Here is a 17456-nt window from a genome sequence, read left to right as displayed (position 1 = left end):
CCCCCTCGCTGAGACACCTCCCCGCATGCGACCGAGTCGCACAGATCACACGCCCTTAAATAGGTATCTGAGATGCCAATTAACTAGCATGCTGGTGTGCGATCAACGAAGCACATGAGTAACTCCCTTTAGGAGCCCCAGGATGCTCTCCACCCAGTCGATGCCCGTCGTCCGCGCCACGCTTCCCGCCGTCGGCGCCTCCCTCGGCAGCATCACCGAACTGTTCTACCGCCGCATGTTCGAGGAGCGCCCGGAGCTGCTGCGTTCGCTGTTCAACCGGGCGAACCAGGCGAGCGGCGCACAGCGCGAAGCCCTTGCCGGAGCGGTCGCGGCCTTCGCCACCACGCTGGTGGAACGCCCCGGTGAGCGTCCGGACGCCGTCCTCGGCCGCATCGCGCACAAGCACGCCTCACTGGGCATCACCTCCGACCAGTACACGCTGGTGGGACGGCATCTGATGGGCGCCGTCGGGGAGGTGCTGGGGGAGGCCGTGACGCCTGAGGTCGCGGCTGCCTGGGACGAGGTGTACTGGCTCATGGCCAACGCGCTGATCGCCATGGAGGCGCGGCTGTACGCCGGGGCGGGGGTCGAGGACGGTGCCGTCTGGCGGGACATGGAGATCGCCGACCGTGTCGAGGAGTCGCTCGACGCCGCCTCCTTCGAACTGCGCCTGCCCGACGGTGGGCCCACCGAGCCCTTCACCCCCGGCCAGTACGTCAGCGTCCAGGTCGAACTGCCCGACGGGGCGCAGCAGATACGCCAGTACAGCCTCTCCACCGCTCCCGGCCGCAAGACCTGGCGGATCACCGTGAAGCGGGAGCGGTCCGCGGACGGCCGGGCGCCGGAGGGAGAGGTGTCGTCCTGGCTGCACGCCCACGCCCGGCCGGGCGACCTGCTGAAGGTCTCCCTCCCCTTCGGCGACCTCGTGCTTCCCGAGGGCGACAGCCCGCTGCTGCTGGCCTCGGCCGGCATCGGCATCACCCCGATGCTGTCGATGCTGGACCATCTGGTCGACACCGCGGCCGGGCGTCACGTCACCGTCGTGCACGCCGACCGCTCCGCCGCCCACCACGCGCACCGCCTGGAGATGGAGGAACTCGTCGGCCGGCTGCCGAACGCCGCGCTGCACCTGTGGTACGAGACGGCGGAGGAGCCGCTCACGCCCCACGTCCGCACGGGCCGGGCCGACGTGACCCGGCTGGCGCTGCGGGAGGGTGTCAGCGCGTTCCTCTGCGGCCCGCTGCCGTTCATGCGGGCCGTCCGCGGCGACCTGCTCGCCCAGGGGCTCAGCCCCAAGGACGTCCACTACGAGGTGTTCGGCCCCGACCTCTGGCTGAGCAAGTAACGGCGACCGCCGCTCCGTCCCGGCTCCGGGCCCGTCCGCCGGGGGGCGGCACCGCGGCACCCTGCGGCCGTGGCGTCCCCCGGCGGGCAGCCGATCTGCACTACGATGCCCGCGGTGCCGCTCCGGCCGCAGGTGACTGAGCGAACTCACCCGTACGCGCGGGGAGTTGAGCCGCTCCCTGGTCGTGGGCGCCCCTCCGGTTCCCCACCATCAGAAAGATGCGGATGCGGATCAAAGACGTGAGCCTGGTGCTCGCCGGCTCCACCCTGCTCGTCACACTGGGGGCCTCCCCGGCCCTCGCGGACGGTTCCTCCCTCCCCTCCCCCGACCTCGCCGCCGTGCGCACCGTGCACCGGACGGCCCTCTCGCAAGGTGCTCCCGGAGCACTCACCCGGATCGACGAGGGCTTCGTCCGGTACCACGTCGCGACCGGGGAGGCCGACACCCGCGCCCACACCGCCATGGACACCGGCCGCCGGTTCCGCGTCGGCAGTGTCAGCAAGACCTTCACCGCGGTGGTGCTGCTGCAGCTCGCCGCCGAGGGGCGCGTCGACCTCGACGCCCCGGCCAACCGCTATCTGCCCGAGCCGCTGCCCGACGACCGCATCACCGTGCGGCACCTGCTCAGCCACCGCAGCGGACTGTACGACTACACCAACGACATGTTCTACGACACCGTCCCGGGGTTCGAGGCGGTGCGCAACAAGGTCTTCAGCTACCAGGAGCTCATCGACCTGTCCACCGCGCGCCCCCCGAACAACGAACCGGGCGCCGCCTACAGCTACTCCAACACCAACTTCGTCGTGCTGGGGCAGCTCGTGGAGCACCTCACCGGGACCCCGATCGCCACCCAGTACCAGCAGCGCGTCTTCGCGCCCCTGCGACTGCGGAACACCTCCTACGTCCACCCGCGGACGACCCTCTCGGGCTCCTACGCCCGCGGTTACCTCCGCCCGGACGACACCGCCCTGCCGCTGGTCGACTCCACGGAACAGACCGCTTCCTGGGCGCAGTCCGCCGGAGCGGTCATCTCCAGCGCGAAGGACCTCAACCGCTTCTTCTCCGCCCTCCTGTCCGGCGAGCTGCTGCCCGCCGAACAGCTGGATGCGATGACCACCATGATCCCGGTCACCGCGGACGGGAAGCAGTCCTACGGGCTGGGCCTGCGTGCCCGCAAGCTGTCCTGCGGCACCACCGTCTACGGCCACACCGGCACCGTCCAGGGCTACTACACCTACGCCTTCACCACCGGCGACGGCGCCCGCAGCATGACCTCCCTGGCGAACACCTCCAACAACGGGACCGTGAACACCACGCTGGGCGCCACGCTGGACGCGGCGTTCTGCGGCTCCGGCCCGGCCACCGCCAAGTCCGCTGTCCCGGCCCGCGGCTTCACCGAGGACATCGCTCCCCAGGTCACGCGCCGCTGACCCGTTCCGTGCCCCGGCCGCACGGCCGGGGCACGGGCCGCTCCCAGCCCGCCGGCTGCTCCGTGCGCGTGCCGCGTCCCGCGACCGGGCCGGTAGGACGGGTGGCGGGGGCCGTTCGGCCCAAGGCCACCGCCCCGGCGGCAGCCTAGGTTCCTGACCATGGAGAACGATCAGAGCGCAGACGGCGGTCACAAGCCCGCCCCGGGGACCTGGCCGCTGGCCGCGCGCAGACTGCTGAACCGCCGTGAGGTCTCGTCCGACGGGCGCGCGGTGTTCGGTGAGGGCGACCCGAAGTGGGAGGGGTTCTACCGGGACCGCTGGTCCCACGACAAGGTGGTCCGCTCCACCCACGGCGTCAACTGCACCGGCTCCTGCTCCTGGATGGTGTACGTCAAGGACGGCATCATCACCTGGGAGCACCAGGCCACCGACTACCCGTCGGTCGGCGCCGACTGCCCCGAGTACGAGCCGCGCGGCTGCCCGCGCGGTGCGTCGTTCTCCTGGTACACCTACTCCCCCGGCCGGGTCCGCCACCCGTACGTACGCGGAGCGCTGCTGAAGCTGTGGCGGGAGGCCCGCGAGCGGCTGGGCGACCCGGTGGCGGCCTGGGCCGAGATCACCGGTGATCCGGCGAAGACCCGCGCCTACAAGCGGGCGCGCGGCAAGGGCGGACTGGTGCGGGCCGGCTGGGACGAGGTGGCCGAGCTGGTCGCCGCCGCACAGGTGCACACCGTCAAGCGGTACGGCCCGGACCGGGTGGCCGGCTTCTCCCCCATCCCCGCGATGTCGATGGCGTCGTTCGCGGCCGGGGCCCGGTTCATGTCGCTGATCGGCGGCACCCTGCTGTCGTTCTACGACTGGTACGCCGACCTGCCGGTCGCCTCCCCGCAGGTGTTCGGCGACCAGACCGACGTGCCGGAGGCCGCGGACTGGTGGAACGCCGGCTATCTGATCATGTGGGGCTCCAACATCCCGGTCACCCGGACACCCGACGCGCACTTCCTCACGGAGACCCGCTACAACGGCACCAAGGTCGTCGCGGTCAGCCCGGACTACGCCGACAACGTCAAGCACGCCGACGAGTGGATGTCCCCGCACCCGGGGACCGACGGCGCGCTCGCCATGGCGATGGGCCATGTGATCCTGCGCGAGTTCCTCGTCGACCGCGAGGTGCCCTACTTCCGGGACTACCTGCGGAAGTTCACCGACGCCCCGTTCCTGGTCACCCTGCGCGAGCACGCGGGGGGCGGTCTGGTCCCGGACGGGTTCCTGACGGCCGCGGACCTCGGCCACGAGGAGGAGAACGCCGGTTCCAAGACGGTCCTGCTCGACTCGGCCACGGGCGATCCCGTGGTGCCGAACGGCTCGCTCGGCTTCCGCTGGGCCAAGGGCGAGCAGGGCCGCTGGAACCTCGACCTCGGCGACGTGACACCCGAACTGACCCTGCTGGAGCGGGCCGGGGACACGGCCGAGGTCGTGCTGCCCCGCTTCGACGAGGGCGCCACCGAGGGCGGCACCGTCATGGTCCGGGGCGTGCCCGTCCGTACGGTCGGCGGACGCCGGGTCACCACCGTCTTCGACCTGATGCTGGCCCAGTACGGGGTGCGGCGGCCGGGTCTGCCGGGCAGCTGGCCGGAGTCGTACGACGACGCCGACGAGCCGTACACCCCGGCCTGGCAGGAGACGATCACGTCGGTGCCGGCCGCGCAGGCGGCCCGCATCGCCCGCGAGTTCGCCCGCAACGCAGAGCGCACCCAGGGGCGTTCCATGATCGCCCTGGGGGCGGGCACCAACCACTGGTTCCACTCCGACACCATCTACCGGGCGTTCCTGGCGCTGATCACCATGACCGGCTGCCAGGGCGTCAACGGCGGCGGCTGGGCGCACTACGTCGGCCAGGAGAAGGTACGCCCGGTCACCGGCCTGCAGCACCTGGCGTTCGCCTTCGACTGGCAGCGGCCCACCCGGCACATGGCAGGCACCTCCTACTGGTACCTCAACTCCGACCAGTGGCGGTACGAGGCGTTCGGGCCGGACGAGCTGGCCTCCCCGCTGGGGCGAGGGCGGTTCGCCGGCAAGGGGTTCGCAGACTGCCTGGCCCAGGCCGTGCGGCTCGGCTGGACGCCCGGGCATCCGGGCTTCAACCGCAACCCGCTCGACCTGGCGGACGAGGCGAGGGCGGCGGGCCGGCCGGTCGCCGAGCACGTCGTCGGCGAACTCAAGGCGGGACGGCTGCGGTTCGCGGCCGAGGATCCCGACGACCCGGCCAACTTCCCGCGGGTGCTCACCGTGTGGCGGGCCAACCTGCTGGGCTCCTCCGGCAAGGGCAACGAGTACTTCCTGCGGCACCTGCTGGGCACGGACGCGGCCGTCCGCTCCGAGGAGACCCCGCCGGAGAAACGGCCGGAGGAGGTGGTGTGGCGGGACGAGGCGCCCGAGGGCAAGCTCGACCTGCTGGTCACGATGGACTTCCGGATGACCTCCACCGGTCTGCTCTCCGACGTGGTCCTGCCGGCCGCGACCTGGTACGAGAAGGACGACCTGTCCAGCACGGACATGCACCCCTTCGTGCACGCCTTCACCCCGGCCATCGCCCCGCCCTGGGAGGCGCGCACCGACTACGACGGCTTCCTCACCATCGCCGACCGGTTCAGCGAACTCGCCGCCGGGCACCTGGGCAGGCGGACCGACGTGCTGGCGGTGCCGCTGCTGCACGACACCCCCGACGAACTCGCCCAGCCGGGCGGGGTGGTGCGGGACTGGAGGACCGGCGACTGCGAGCCGGTCCCCGGGCGCACCATGCCCAGGCTGGTGGTCGTCGAACGGGACTACCCGGCCGTCGCGCAGAAGATGCGGGCCGTCGGTCCGCTGCTCGACACCCTCGGCACCACCACCAAGGGCGTCACCGTCCACCCCGACCGGGAGATCGAGGACCTGCGGCGCCGCTGCGGGACCGTCCGCGACGGCGTGGCCGCCGGGCGGCCGTCGCTGGCCACCGCCTCCGACATGTGCGAGGCGATCCTGGCCCTGTCGGGAACCACCAACGGCCGGCTGGCGACGGAGGGCTTCCGTGAGCTGGAGCGGCAGACCGGCTGCGAGGGCCTGGTGGAGCTCGCCTCCGAACGCGAGGCAGAGCGGATCACCTTCGCCGACACCCGCGCCCAGCCACGCCCGGTGATGACCTCCTACGAGTGGTCCGGCTCGGAGACCGGCGGGCGCCGCTACTCCCCGTTCGTCATCAACACCGAGCACAAGAAACCCTGGCACACCCTCACCGGACGGCAGCACTTCTTCGTGCAGCACGACTGGATGACCGAGCTGGGCGAGCAACTGCCCGTCTACCGGCCGCCGCTGAACACCCCGCGGCACTACGGAGACGAGCGGCTGCACGAGGACGGCAGGGCGGAGGTCACGGTCCGCTACCTCACCCCGCACTCGAAGTGGTCCATCCACTCCAACTACCAGGACAACAAGGACATGCTCGACCTGTCCCGCGGCGGCCCGGTCGTCTGGATGTCCCTGGAGGACGCCGAGACGATCGGCGTCAGGGACAACGAGTGGATCGAGGCGTACAACCGCAACGGCGTCGTCGCCTGCCGGGCCGTGGTCACCCACCGGATGCCCCGGGGAACCGTGTACATGTACCACGCCCAGGACCGCAACGTGAACGTGCCGAGGACCGAGGTCGGCGGCAGGCGGGGCGGCATGCACAACTCGCTGACCAGACTGCTGCTCAAACCGACCCATCTGGCGGGCGGCTACGCGCAGTTGACCTACGCCTTCAACTACTACGGCCCGACCGGCAACCAGCGCGACGAGGTCACCGTCATCCGCCGGCGCAGCCAGCGAGTGGAGTACTGACATGAGGGTCATGGCCCAGATCGCGATGGTGATGAACCTCGACAAGTGCATCGGGTGCCACACCTGCTCGGTCACCTGCAAGCAGACGTGGACCAACCGCACCGGTGTCGAGTACGCCTGGTTCAACAACGTCGAGACCAAGCCCGGTGTCGGCTACCCCCGCCGCTACGAGGACCAGGAACAGTGGAAGGGCGGCTGGGCGCTCGACGGACGCGGACGGCTGATGCTCCGCTCCGGGGGCCGGATCAGGCGGCTGCTGTCCCTGTTCTCCAACCCCGACCTGCCGTCTCTCGAGGACTACTACGAGCCGGTCACCTACGACTACGACAATCTCATCAGCGCCCCCGCCGGGCCCGACATGCCCGTCGCCCGGCCCCGCTCGGTCCTCACCGGCGAGCCCACCGAGATCACCTGGGGCGCCAACTGGGAGGACGGCCTCGGCGGCGCCCCGGAGAACGCGGGCCACGATCCCAACCTCAGCGGTGAGTGGGCCGAGAAGGTCAGGTTCGAGTTCGAGCAGACCTTCCTCTTCCATCTCCCCCGGCTGTGCGAGCACTGCCTCAACCCGGCCTGTGTGTCGGCCTGTCCGTCCGGCGCGATGTACAAACGGGTGGAGGACGGCATCGTCCTTGTCGACCAGGACGAGTGCCGCGGCTGGCGGATGTGCGTGACGGCCTGCCCGTACAAGAAGGTGTACGTCAACCACACCACCGGCAAGGCCGAGAAGTGCACCTTCTGCTTCCCCCGCGTCGAGGCCGGCCAGCCCACCGTCTGCTCCGAGACCTGCGTCGGCCGGCTGCGCTACCTCGGCCTGGTGCTGTACGACGCCGACCGGGTCGGCGAGGCGGCGGCCACACCCGGCGAGAAGGACCTGCTGGACGCCCAGCGCGGGGTCTTCCTCGACCCGTCCGACCCGGACGTCGTCGCCGCCGCGCGGGCGTCGGGCATCCCGGAGGACTGGCTGGACGCGGCCCGCCGCTCCCCGGTGTACGCCCTGGTGTCGAAGTACCGGGTGGCGCTGCCGCTGCACCCGGAGTACCGCACGCTGCCGATGGTCTGGTACGTGCCCCCGCTCTCCCCGGTGCTCGACGCCGTCGACGCGGCGGGCGGCGACCAGGACGACCCCGACCACGTCTTCGCGGCGGTCACCCGGCTGCGCATCCCCCTGGAGTATCTGGCGGAGCTGTTCACCGCCGGGGACACCGACGTCGTCGGAGGGGTCCTGATGAAACTCACCGCGCTGCGCTCGTACATGCGCGGGATCACGCTCGGCGAGGAGGGCGACGAGGCCCTCGTCGAGGCGGTCGGACTGACCGCGCGGGAGGCCGGGGACCTGCACCGGCTGCTCGCGGTCGCCAAGTACGGGGACCGCTACGTCGTCCCCGCCGCGCACAGGGAGGACGCCGCCGCGCTGACCGCGATGGAGAACCGCTGCCCCGTCGAGTCCTCCGGCGGCCCGGAGCCCTCCGACGGCGGCCGTCGCGTGATGCTCGGTTTCCCCACCCTGCGCCGCCGCTCCCCCGGAGCCCCCGCGGGAGGCCGGCCGTGACCCCCTTGCCCGCCACCGTGCCCGCGATCGTCCGCACCAGGGTCCGGGCCGCGCTGCGCCGCCCGGCCCGCACCGCGCCGCCCGGCCCCGGGGAGACGGAGCGACGGGCGCTGCTGCTGCGCCTGATGTCGCTGCTGCTGCAGTACCCCGACGCCGAACTCGCCACCGCCCGGCCGCAGATCGCCGACGCCGTAGGCGCGCTGCCGCCCTCGCCCGCGGCCGGCCACCTGGCCGAGTTCACCGCCTGGTTCACCGGACAGGAGCCGGACGCCCTGGAGCGGCACTACGTCGAGACGTTCGACCTGCGGCGCCGCAGCGGCCTCTACCTCACCTACTACCTGCACGGCGACACCCGCCGCCGCGGCATGGCCCTGCTCACCCTCGCCCGGCGCTACCGCGCGGCCGGCTGGGACACCGACGGCGGCGAACTCCCCGACCACCTGCCGGTGGTGCTCGAGTTCGCCGCACTGACCGGCCCGGGCAGGGGCGAGGCCCCGCTGCGCCAGCACCGACGCGGCATCCGGCTGATCCACCACGCGCTGACCGACGCGGGCTCCCCCTACCGGCACGTACTCGCCGCGCTGACCGAGCTGCTGCCGCCGGCGACCGCGGCCGACCTGCGGGCAGTGGCCGAACTGGCCGCCCAGGGCCCGCCCGACGAGGACGTCGGGCTCGACCCGTACGGAGACGGCGAGTTCGCGCCGCCGGACGCCTTCGTCCCGCCGGAACAGGCCCCGCCCACCCTCGTTCCCCCGCCCGCCGCGCACCGCATGGAAGGCCGCTGATGAACACCTCCGGAGCCGACCTGCTCCTCTGGGTCGCCGTCCCCTACATCTGCCTCGCGGTGTTCGCCGTCGGGCACGTCTGGCGGTACCGGCACGACCAGTTCGGCTGGACCTCCCGCACCAGCCAGCTGCTGGAGCACCGTTGGCTGCGCTGGGGCAGCCCGCTGTTCCACCTCGGCGCGTTCCTGGTGATCGCCGGACACGCCGCCGGCCTCGCGGTGCCGGCCTCCTGGACGGAGGCGGCGGGCGTCGACGAGCACGCCTACCACACCACCGCCGTATGGGCGGGGTCGTTCGCCGGGGCCGCCATGGTCGTCGGTCTCGGCATGCTGTGCGCACGCCGGCTGCTGAGCCGCCGGATCCGGCTGCGCACCGACCGCAGCGACAAGGTCCTCTTCCCGCTGCTGTCGGCGACCGTCCTGCTCGGCATCACCGCCACCGCCGCCCACAACGTCTTCGGCGCCGGCTACGACTACCGCTCCACCGTCTCCGTATGGTTCCGGGGGCTGTTCACCCTGTCCCCGGAGCCGGGGGCGATCGCGGGAGCCCCGCTGCTGTTCCAGCTGCACGCGCTCACCGCCTGCCTGCTCTTCGCCGCCTGGCCGTTCACCCGGCTCGTCCATGTGTGGAGCGCACCGGTCGGCTACCTGGTGCGCCCCTACCTGGTCTACCGGCGGCGGACGGTATGAGCGCGGAGGGCGGCACGGCGACGGCGTCATCCCGCTGCCCCGGCGCGGACGTGCCGCCCTGGAGCTGGTGCTGACCCGGTTCTGGACGTGGTGGAGCGGCCTGCCGTAGCGGCCGGGGGGTGGCCCGTGCGTGCGCGCCGACGCCCGTTTCCCCGGCGGCCATGCGGTGGCGAAGTCCCGTTGGCCCGGCCCGGGTTCCGCGGCGGAGGCCGTCGGGCCGTGTGGTGTGTGGGTCTCGTGAGGGTCGCCAAGTGGAGCCCCGAAGCGACGGGTTACCACGACCGACCTGATAAGATCATCAAACTTTCAGCAGGCTGGCGGCGCGTCATGAACGCGTACGGGGGACAGTCTCTAAGGCCCCATCGCTGAGGAGTTGAGGCTTGGTCCGCCGTAGGCCCGTGCCGTTCCACGGCCCGGACCCGTCCCACGCATGCGCGGACCGGCAGCAATCCCGGCGCGATGCGACTTGAAGAGAGTCTCATGACGTCATTGATCGGGGATCCACTGCTATGGATCCTGCTTGTGGTGCTCCTCGCTGCGGTGTTCGCAGTGCAGCGGGCCCGGAGAACCAATCTGGCGCTCCGAAGAACGAAAACCGATCTGGAGACCGGTCTGGGCCAGGCCCGGGGCCGGATCGACCAGCTCCAGGGGCACATCGCCTCCATGGACACCCAGCACCGCGGTAGCCTCGCGGACGTCCGCGCGGACGCGGAGTCGTCGACCAAGGCGGTGCTGAAGTCTGCGATGGGTACGCTCCAGTCACTCGCCGAGGAGCAGCAGCTGCTGCTGGACGGGCTGTTGCAGAAGTACGGCAACGACACCGAGGTGCTGGCGGACCTGATGTCGGTGGACCACACCGGCAGCCAGTTCAGCCGCCGGGCCAAGGGCATCTCGGTGCTGTGCGGCGGATGGCTGGGCCGGCGCGAGGGCGTGGCGACCGTCTACGACGTGGCCCGCAGCGCGCAGGGCCGCATCAAGGACTTCAACCGCGTGAGCATCCACGCCCAGGCCAGTGTCGCCGTCGCCAGCAAGGCGGTCGAGCCGGTGGCCATGGTCCTCGCCGAGCTGCTGGACAACGCGACCACGTACAGCGCTCCGGGCACCCCGGTCGAGGTCAACATCCAGGCCGTGCCGACGGGTGTGTGCTTCATCGTCGACGACGCCGGTCTGGGCATGGACCAGGAGACCAAGGACCGGGCGGCGACGCTGCTGTCCACCGACGGTCACGTCGACATCACCGGCCTCGGCGACCCGCCCCGGTTCGGGTTCGCGGTGTGCGGCATGCTCGCCGCCCGGTACGGCTTCGCCGTGTCCGTCGGCTCGGTGTCCCCCTACGGCGGAGTGCGTGCAGTGATCCGTGTCCCGGAGAGTCTCCTGGCGGCCGAGGCCGTCGCCCCCGCCGAACCGGCGCGGGAGCCCGAGGCCGAGATCCAGGAGAGCGCGCCGCAGCGGCTTGCCCCCGTCCCGGTGGGACCGTCGCACGTGGTGGGCACGACCACCGGCGGGCTGCCCAAGCGCCGCAGGCGTCAGGGACCCATCTCGGTGGTGCCGGCCCCGTCGGAGCCCGCCATCGAGGAGCAGACGACCGAGTCGGCCGGTGAGGTGACCGCGTCACGCCTGGGGGCGTTCGCGCGCGGCACCCAGCTCGGGCGGAACACGAACACCACGGAAGGACCTGACCACCAGTGAACACCGACCTGTCGTGGGTGCTGAACGACGTGCTCGAGGTGCGTGGAGCCCGCCACGCGGTCCTCGTCTCGGGCGACGGCCTGCTGCTGCAGCGTTCGGACGACATCTCACGCGACGACGCGGAGACCAACGCGGCGGCGATGAGCTCCATGCAGTCCCTCAGCCGGGCGGTCGCCGGCTTCGTGGGGGCCGGGCACGGCATCTGGAAGCAGACGCTGCTGGAGTACGACGGCGGCTGGATCTTCCTGATCGCCGCGGGGCAGGGTGCCTACCTCGCGGTCTCGGCGGCGCTGGACGTCGACATGGAGGCCATGTCGTTCCGGATGCAGAAGACGGTGACGGCGCTGAGCAAGGCGATGAGCGTGGCCCCGCGCTCCGACCATGGCGGCGGCGCATGACGACCCCCGGCGAGGAAGCGTCCGTCACCAGCGACTTCGTCCGCTCCTATGTCATCACCGGCGGGCGGAGCCTGCCGTCCTCGGACGAACTGGCACTGCACACCCTGGTCACCCTGGCTCCCGAGCGGACGCTTCCGCTGGGGGCCGGGCCCGAGGTCAGGGCCATCTGGGAGCTGTGCGCGGGTGGCTACCTGTCGGTCGCCGAGGTGGCGGGCCACCTCGGCCTGCCCGTCGGAGTGGCCCGGCTGCTGCTCACCGATTTAGCGGAACAGGGGCACCTGCTGCGCCGGGCCGAGCCGCCCCGGGCCCAGAACGTTGACAGAGCGACCCTCGAGAAGGTTCTGAATGGACTCCAATCCCTCATCGGCTGAGACGGCGCAGAGGTCCATCTACGTCTCCAGCGCGGTGACCAACGCCGCCAAGATCCTCGTCGTCGGCCATTTCGCCGTGGGCAAGACGACCCTCATCGGCTCGCTGTCGGAGATCACTCCGCTGCGCACCGAGGAGAAGATGACCCAGGCGTCCGTCCACGTGGACGACCTGCGCGGGGTGACGGACAAGACCACCACCACGGTCGCCCTGGACTTCGGCCGCCTCACCCTCAGCGACGACCTGGTGCTGTACCTGTTCGGCACCCCGGGCCAGCAGCGCTTCATGCAGCTGTGGGAGGACATGGCGCGCGGTGCGCTCGGGGCGCTGCTCCTGGTCGACCCGGCGCGGCTGGAGGAGACCTTCCCCGTCATCGACCTCATCGAGCGGTACGGCCTGGAGTACGCCATCGCCGTCAACTGCTTCGATCCGTCCGCCACTTACAGCGAGGCGGAGGTGCGCGAGGCGCTGGACCTGCTCCCGGACACCCCTGTCGTCTACTGCGACGCCCGCGACCAGCAGTCGTCCGCCAAGGCGTTGATCGCCCTGGTGAGACATCTGCTCGAGCGCGCGGGCTGACCGCTCCGCGCCCTCCCGGACCGGGAACAGCGGTTTCCCGGATCACTAAGGAAGACTTCATGGATCCTCACACCCCGTCTGCGGCCAGCGCCGGCAGATGCCCCATGCACGACGCCGCGTTCGCCGCCGACCCCCAGCAGGTGTACGACCGGCTGCGCGCCCACGCCCCGGCGGGCCCCGTGGAACTCGCCCCCGGCACCGAGGCCACGCTGGTCGTCGGGCACGAGATGGCGCTGCGCGTGCTGCAGAACACCGAGCTGTTCGCCCGTGACGCCCGGCGCTGGAAGGCGCTCAACGAGGGCCGGATCGGCATGGACAACCCGGTGCTGCCGATGATGGTGTACCGGCCCAACTGCCTGTTCACCGACGGCGCGGTGCACCTGCGGCTGCGCAAGGCCGTGGTGGACAGCCTGGCCCGGCTCAGCACCACGCGCATCCGGCGCGACGTCGAGCCGATCGCCGACTACCTCATCGACCAGTTCAGCGAGCGCGGCCGGGCCGATCTGCTCAACGACTACGCCAAGCTGCTGCCGCTGCTGCTGTTCAACAGGCTGTTCGGCTGCCCGGCGGACATCGGTGACACCATCACCATCGCCCTGTCGGCGATATTCGACGGCAAGGACGCGCTGCGCGCCAACGAGGATCTCACCGCCTGCCTCATGGAGCTGATCGCGCTCAAGCGGCGCCAGCCCGGTGACGACGTCACCTCCTGGCTGATCCAGCACCCGGCCGGGCTGACCGACGAGGAGCTCAAGGACCAGCTGGTGCTGCTGATGGGCGCCGGCATCGAGCCCGAGCGCAGCCTCATCGGCAGCGCCCTGGTGCCGCTGCTCTCCGGGGCGGGCGGCCGGCAGAGCGGCATGCTGATCGAGGAAGCCCTCGACGACGTGCTGTGGAACCAGACGCCGATCGCCAACTACGCCACCCACTACCCGGTGCAGGACGTCGACCTGGGCGGCCATGTGGCGGAGGCCAACACCCCGGTGGTGATCTCCTTCGCGGGCGCCAACAGCGACCCCGCGCTCGCCGAGGCCCGCCGCAAGCACAGCAAGGGCGCCCATCTGGCGTGGGGGGCCGGGCCGCACGCCTGCCCCGCGAAGGACCCGGCACAGGTCATCGCCACCACCGCGATCGAACGGCTCCTCAACGCGCTGCCGGACCTCACCCTGGCCGTGCCGGAGAAGGACCTGGAGTGGCGGCCGGGACCGTTCCACCGGGCCCTGGTCGCGCTGCCGGTGACGTTCAGCCCCACGCCGGCCACCCGGATGGCGGCCGCGCTCCAGGACCGTGCCTCGGCGCCGGGCGCGCAGCAGCCGCTCGCGTCGTCCTCGTCCGCCGCGGCCCGGCCGGAGCCGGCGCGGCGAAAGGGATTCTGGAGCAGTTTCCTGGACATCTTCCGTGTCTGACACACGGCATGTGACAGGAGCAACACATAGGGGTGCATGACACGGGTAGGTGGAAGGGTAGGTTCCGGCGGTATTGATCAATAGCATCCAGTAAAAGGAGCTCTGCGTGACCGCCGTTGGCGACATACGCGGGACCACCAGCCACCGCCGAGCCGTCATCTCGCTCTTCCGCCGCCTGCGTTCGGCCGAAGGGCAGGCCAACCCCCTCCCGTTCTGGGAGGAGTTGCGCGCCCTGGGGGACGTCGTACCGTCCCCCTGGGGCGGCTACTTCGTCACCAGTTTCGAGGCATGCAGCCAGGTCCTGCGCAGCAGGGACTGGCTGGTGCCGGACTTCGCCTGGCAGGAGCGGCAGCCCGACCCGAGGCGATGGCACGAGCTGGCCACCCAGGAGCTCAGCGGCACCCTTTCCCGTCTCAACCCGCCGGCGCACACCTGTCAGCGACGGGCACTGGGCAACCCGTTCGACCGCGCCACCCTGGAGGACCTGCGTCCCCGGATCGCCGCCTTCGCCTCCGTCCTGCTGGACGACCTCGAGGACCGTCTGCGCACCGACGGGGAGGCCGACTTCGTCCACACCGTCGGCGAACTCCTCCCGGTCCGCACGGTCTGCGAGTGGCTCGGCATCCCCGAGGAGCACATCCCGCACATCCTGAACTTCACCCACCGGCAGGCCTACGCGCAGGAGTTGTTCCCCAGCAAGGACGAACTCGCCCAGGCGGCCCAGGCCACGCTGGAGATGCGGGCCTTCTTCTCCGAGCTGATCCGCGACCGCCGGGCGCGGCCTGGCAACGATGTCCTCACCGGCTGGATCCACTACTGGGACGCCCAGTACCCCGACGACCCGGCCGCCGCCGAACGGGTCATCTACCACCTCACGATGTTCATCACCATCGCCTCCCTGGAGACCAGCGCGGTGCTGCTGACCAACGCGGTGCGGTTCGCCACCGAGGACCCCGCCAGGGCGGAGTGGCTCCGCGCGCACCCGGAGCACATCGAGGACCTGGTGGAGGAGAGCCTGCGCTACGACCCCCCGGTGTGGCTCAACTCCCATGTCGCCGCCGACGACACCGTCCTCGCCGGCACCCCCATGCCCAAGGACACCACCGTCCACATCCTCTACGGTTCGGCGGCGCACGACCCCCGGCGCAACCCGGACCCCCAGGTCTTCGACATCCTGCGCGGCGGCGGCCACATCACCTTCGGCAGCGGCGCCCACTACTGCCTCGGCGCGGCCCTGGCGCGCACCGAGGCCCGGGAGCTGATCGCCCAGGTGCTGGAACGGTTCCCCACCCTGCGGCCCGCCGCGCCCCCCGCCTACGACGTCTCCCGGCTCGTCTTCCGCCGCATCACTTCACTGAGAGTAACGACATGAGCACCCCGCCCCGGGTCGATCTCCCCGTCGACCGGATACTCAAGACCCTGCGCACCTACCGGCAGGGTCCCCTCCTCACCGTCGAACTGAACGTCCCCGAAGAGGGCAACGCCGTCACCGACGTCATGCTGGAGGACCTCCTCACCGTCCTCGACGAGCGGGACCCCGCGGTACGGGTCCTGGTGCTGGCCGCGGCGGGCGACGAGTTCTGTCTCGGCGGCGACCGGCGCGAGTTCCCCCGGCACCTCGCCGAGGACCCGGCCGGCGGCGGCATCCGCGCCAACGGGGCGAAGGCCCTGCGCGTCTGCGAGGCCCTCACTTCCCATCCCGCCCTCACCATCGCCCGCGTCCAGGGCCGGGCCGTGGGCGCCGGCGTCGGCCTCGCGCTCGCCTGCGACCTGCGCGTGGGCGCCGAGGGCGCCACCTTCCGGCTGCCCGAGCTCGCCCTCGGTCTGCCTCCCGCCTGGGGCGGGCTGCTCCCCCGTCTGATCAGTGAGGTGGGGGTCGCCCGGGTGCGCGAGCTGATCCTCACCGCACGCGTCTTCGACGCCCAGGAGGCCCTGGGTCTGTCCGTCCTCCACAAGGTGGTGCCGCCGGACGGGCTCGACGACGCCGTCATGGCCTGGGCCAAGCCCGTCCTGCGCCGCCCGGCCTCCGCCCTGCGGGTCACCAAGGCCATGCTGAACTCGCTCACCGCCACCACCCGGCTCGCCGACACCTCGCTGTTCGACCCCGAGCTCCTGGCTGCGGTCCTCACCCAGCAGCAGCACGCCCGCTGACCGCTCCCGGCCGGGTCCGCCGGACCCGGTCAGCCGCCGATCCGTACGGGCGGACTGCCGCCGCCGGAGAGGAAGCGGGCCAGCGCCCGCCCCTCCTCGGCCACGTCGGTCCGCTCCGCACGGGACAGCCGGCCCAGCGGAGTGACGGTCACGGCACCGCCGTCGGCACGCCAGGTGGCGGCGACCCGGCCGTCGACCAGGACGACACGCTCACCGGCGACCGACAGTCCGCGGTGGGCGTCGTCGATGATCCGGCTCCTGTCCTGGTAGCCGAGGATCGCGTTGTCGAAGGCCGGCAGGAACCGCACGGGAGCCGGGGTTCCGGGATCGGGACGCGGCGCGTCGGGGAGGTCCAGGAGTTCGCGGCCCCGCTCGTCGCGGAAGGCGACCAGTTCCGGCCGTACGGCGGCGACGGCGGCCGGCAGCCCGGCCAGGCCGCACCAGGCGCGCAGGTCGGCCGAGGCGGCGGGGCCGAACGCGGCGAGATAGCGGCGTACCAGCGTCTGGCCCACGGGGTCGGAGGCGTCCGCCGGCAGCGGGTCGATCTCGCGGCCCAGCCAGGAGGAGAGCAGTTCGTAGCGCGCGCCCGCCTTGGTCCGCCACAGTCCGCGGGGCGGCAGCTGCACCACCGGCACGAGCGCGCCGACCAGCGTCTCCCCCAGCGCCCGCGCCGTCGGCCGCGGCCAGCGCCCGGCGACCGCGCGTCCCAGGTCGCCCATGGAGCGCGGCTCGCCGTCGGCCAGCACCGCGCGGCCCGCGGCGGCGAGTTCGCCGAGGTCCACTCCGTCGAGCTCACGGCGGTACACGCCGAGGACCCGCTGGCGCAGCATGGCGTCGTGCCGGGCGCGCCAGGCCAGGGCGTCGCCGGCGGTGACGAGGTGCACGGTGCGGCGCATCAGGTGGGTCCGCACGACGCGTCGCCCGGTCAGCAGGGCCGAGAGTTCCGCCGGGTCGAAGGATCCCAGCCTGGACCAGAGCCCGACGAAGGGCTCCTGGGGTTCCTGCGCCTGCAGTCCGCAGAGGTGACCGACGGCGTCCAGGACCGGTGTCCCGGCGCGGTCGAGCAGCGACTGCCGGGCGAGTGTGGCGCGGTTGAGCGCCCGGGTGGTGAGGAGTGGCATCCGGATCTCTTCGACGGCGGGCGTGAGGGGAGGGCAGGAGCGCCGGACGGACGGGGGTGCTCCGTCCGTCCGGCGGGCGGCGGC

At 71.9% G+C, this 17456-nt stretch carries 14 protein-coding genes; 13 read left to right on the top strand and 1 reads right to left on the bottom strand.

Annotated features, from left to right (window positions below; all coding sequences use genetic code 11):
* Window positions 1–142: 142 nt before the first annotated feature.
* The 13 genes from CNQ36_RS33255 to CNQ36_RS33195 all read left to right on the top strand — a co-directional run bounded on the left by CNQ36_RS33255 (window position 143) and on the right by CNQ36_RS33195 (window position 16251).
* Window positions 143–1345 carry a globin domain-containing protein gene (locus tag CNQ36_RS33255; RefSeq protein WP_121549438.1) on the top strand — a complete coding sequence of 401 codons (1203 nt, stop codon included), beginning with the start codon at window positions 143–145 and terminating at the stop codon, window positions 1343–1345.
* Between the two features lie 224 nt (window positions 1346–1569).
* Window positions 1570–2775 carry a serine hydrolase domain-containing protein gene (locus CNQ36_RS33250; protein ID WP_121549437.1) on the top strand — a complete coding sequence of 402 codons (1206 nt, stop codon included), beginning with the start codon at window positions 1570–1572 and terminating at the stop codon, window positions 2773–2775.
* 159 nt (window positions 2776–2934) lie between these two features.
* Window positions 2935–6636, top strand: coding sequence for a nitrate reductase subunit alpha (locus CNQ36_RS33245; RefSeq protein WP_121549436.1), 3702 nt, complete (start codon window positions 2935–2937; stop codon window positions 6634–6636).
* 1 nt (window position 6637) lies between these two features.
* Window positions 6638–8185: a nitrate reductase subunit beta gene (gene narH, locus CNQ36_RS33240; RefSeq protein ID WP_121549435.1), complete on the top strand. Its 1548-nt coding sequence runs from the start codon at window positions 6638–6640 to the stop codon at window positions 8183–8185.
* Window positions 8182–8970, top strand: coding sequence for a nitrate reductase molybdenum cofactor assembly chaperone (gene narJ, locus CNQ36_RS33235; RefSeq protein ID WP_121549434.1), 789 nt, complete (start codon window positions 8182–8184; stop codon window positions 8968–8970). Before narH ends, narJ begins: the two co-directional genes overlap by 4 nt.
* Entirely contained in the window at window positions 8970–9659 is a 690-nt protein-coding gene (gene narI, locus CNQ36_RS33230) for a respiratory nitrate reductase subunit gamma (RefSeq protein WP_121549433.1), read from the top strand. The genes narJ and narI overlap by 1 nt, the downstream gene beginning before the upstream one ends.
* A 480-nt stretch (window positions 9660–10139) precedes the next feature.
* Window positions 10140–11348, top strand: a complete 1209-nt coding sequence (locus CNQ36_RS33225; protein ID WP_004921408.1) for an ATP-binding protein — start codon at window positions 10140–10142, stop codon at window positions 11346–11348.
* Complete coding sequence (locus CNQ36_RS33220) at window positions 11345–11746, top strand: roadblock/LC7 domain-containing protein (protein WP_004921409.1); 402 nt, start codon at window positions 11345–11347, stop codon at window positions 11744–11746. Before CNQ36_RS33225 ends, CNQ36_RS33220 begins: the two co-directional genes overlap by 4 nt.
* Complete coding sequence (locus tag CNQ36_RS33215) at window positions 11743–12117, top strand: DUF742 domain-containing protein (RefSeq protein WP_004921410.1); 375 nt, start codon at window positions 11743–11745, stop codon at window positions 12115–12117. The genes CNQ36_RS33220 and CNQ36_RS33215 overlap by 4 nt, the downstream gene beginning before the upstream one ends.
* Window positions 12092–12694, top strand: coding sequence for a GTP-binding protein (locus CNQ36_RS33210; protein ID WP_004921411.1), 603 nt, complete (start codon window positions 12092–12094; stop codon window positions 12692–12694). The genes CNQ36_RS33215 and CNQ36_RS33210 overlap by 26 nt, the downstream gene beginning before the upstream one ends.
* 59 nt (window positions 12695–12753) lie before the next feature.
* Window positions 12754–14100, top strand: coding sequence for a cytochrome P450 family protein (locus CNQ36_RS33205; protein ID WP_240659517.1), 1347 nt, complete (start codon window positions 12754–12756; stop codon window positions 14098–14100).
* A 106-nt stretch (window positions 14101–14206) separates the two neighbouring features.
* A complete protein-coding gene (locus tag CNQ36_RS33200) occupies window positions 14207–15472 on the top strand; it encodes a cytochrome P450 (protein ID WP_004921418.1) in 1266 nt (421 codons plus the stop codon).
* The gene (locus CNQ36_RS33195) at window positions 15469–16251 is read left to right on the top strand and encodes an enoyl-CoA hydratase/isomerase family protein (RefSeq protein ID WP_121549431.1); all 783 of its coding nucleotides are present in this window, start codon (window positions 15469–15471) and stop codon (window positions 16249–16251) included. The genes CNQ36_RS33200 and CNQ36_RS33195 overlap by 4 nt, the downstream gene beginning before the upstream one ends.
* Before the next feature lie 29 nt (window positions 16252–16280).
* Here CNQ36_RS33195 and CNQ36_RS33190 read toward each other — a convergent pair whose 3' ends face one another.
* Complete coding sequence (locus CNQ36_RS33190; RefSeq protein WP_121549430.1) at window positions 16281–17372, bottom strand: winged helix DNA-binding domain-containing protein; 1092 nt, start codon at window positions 17370–17372, stop codon at window positions 16281–16283.
* Window positions 17373–17456: the final 84 nt, after the last annotated feature.

Source organism: Streptomyces fungicidicus, assembly GCF_003665435.1.
Lineage (GTDB): Bacteria > Actinomycetota > Actinomycetes > Streptomycetales > Streptomycetaceae > Streptomyces > Streptomyces fungicidicus.
This window is presented reverse-complemented; position numbering and strand designations above follow the sequence as displayed.

Excerpts from the sequence above, each read along its gene's own strand:
- CNQ36_RS33255 (WP_121549438.1), top strand. The coding sequence starts at position 143 with ATGCTCTCCACCCAGTCGATGCCCGTCGTCCGCGCCACGCTTCCCGCC.
- CNQ36_RS33250 (WP_121549437.1), top strand. The coding sequence starts at position 1,570 with ATGCGGATCAAAGACGTGAGCCTGGTGCTCGCCGGCTCCACCCTGCTC.
- CNQ36_RS33245 (WP_121549436.1), top strand. The coding sequence starts at position 2,935 with ATGGAGAACGATCAGAGCGCAGACGGCGGTCACAAGCCCGCCCCGGGG.
- narH (WP_121549435.1), top strand. The coding sequence starts at position 6,638 with ATGAGGGTCATGGCCCAGATCGCGATGGTGATGAACCTCGACAAGTGC.
- narI (WP_121549433.1), top strand. The coding sequence starts at position 8,970 with ATGAACACCTCCGGAGCCGACCTGCTCCTCTGGGTCGCCGTCCCCTAC.
- CNQ36_RS33225 (WP_004921408.1), top strand. The coding sequence starts at position 10,140 with ATGACGTCATTGATCGGGGATCCACTGCTATGGATCCTGCTTGTGGTG.
- CNQ36_RS33215 (WP_004921410.1), top strand. The coding sequence starts at position 11,743 with ATGACGACCCCCGGCGAGGAAGCGTCCGTCACCAGCGACTTCGTCCGC.
- CNQ36_RS33210 (WP_004921411.1), top strand. The coding sequence starts at position 12,092 with ATGGACTCCAATCCCTCATCGGCTGAGACGGCGCAGAGGTCCATCTAC.
- CNQ36_RS33205 (WP_240659517.1), top strand. The coding sequence starts at position 12,754 with ATGGATCCTCACACCCCGTCTGCGGCCAGCGCCGGCAGATGCCCCATG.
- CNQ36_RS33195 (WP_121549431.1), top strand. The coding sequence starts at position 15,469 with ATGAGCACCCCGCCCCGGGTCGATCTCCCCGTCGACCGGATACTCAAG.
- CNQ36_RS33190 (WP_121549430.1), bottom strand. The coding sequence starts at position 17,372 with ATGCCACTCCTCACCACCCGGGCGCTCAACCGCGCCACACTCGCCCGG.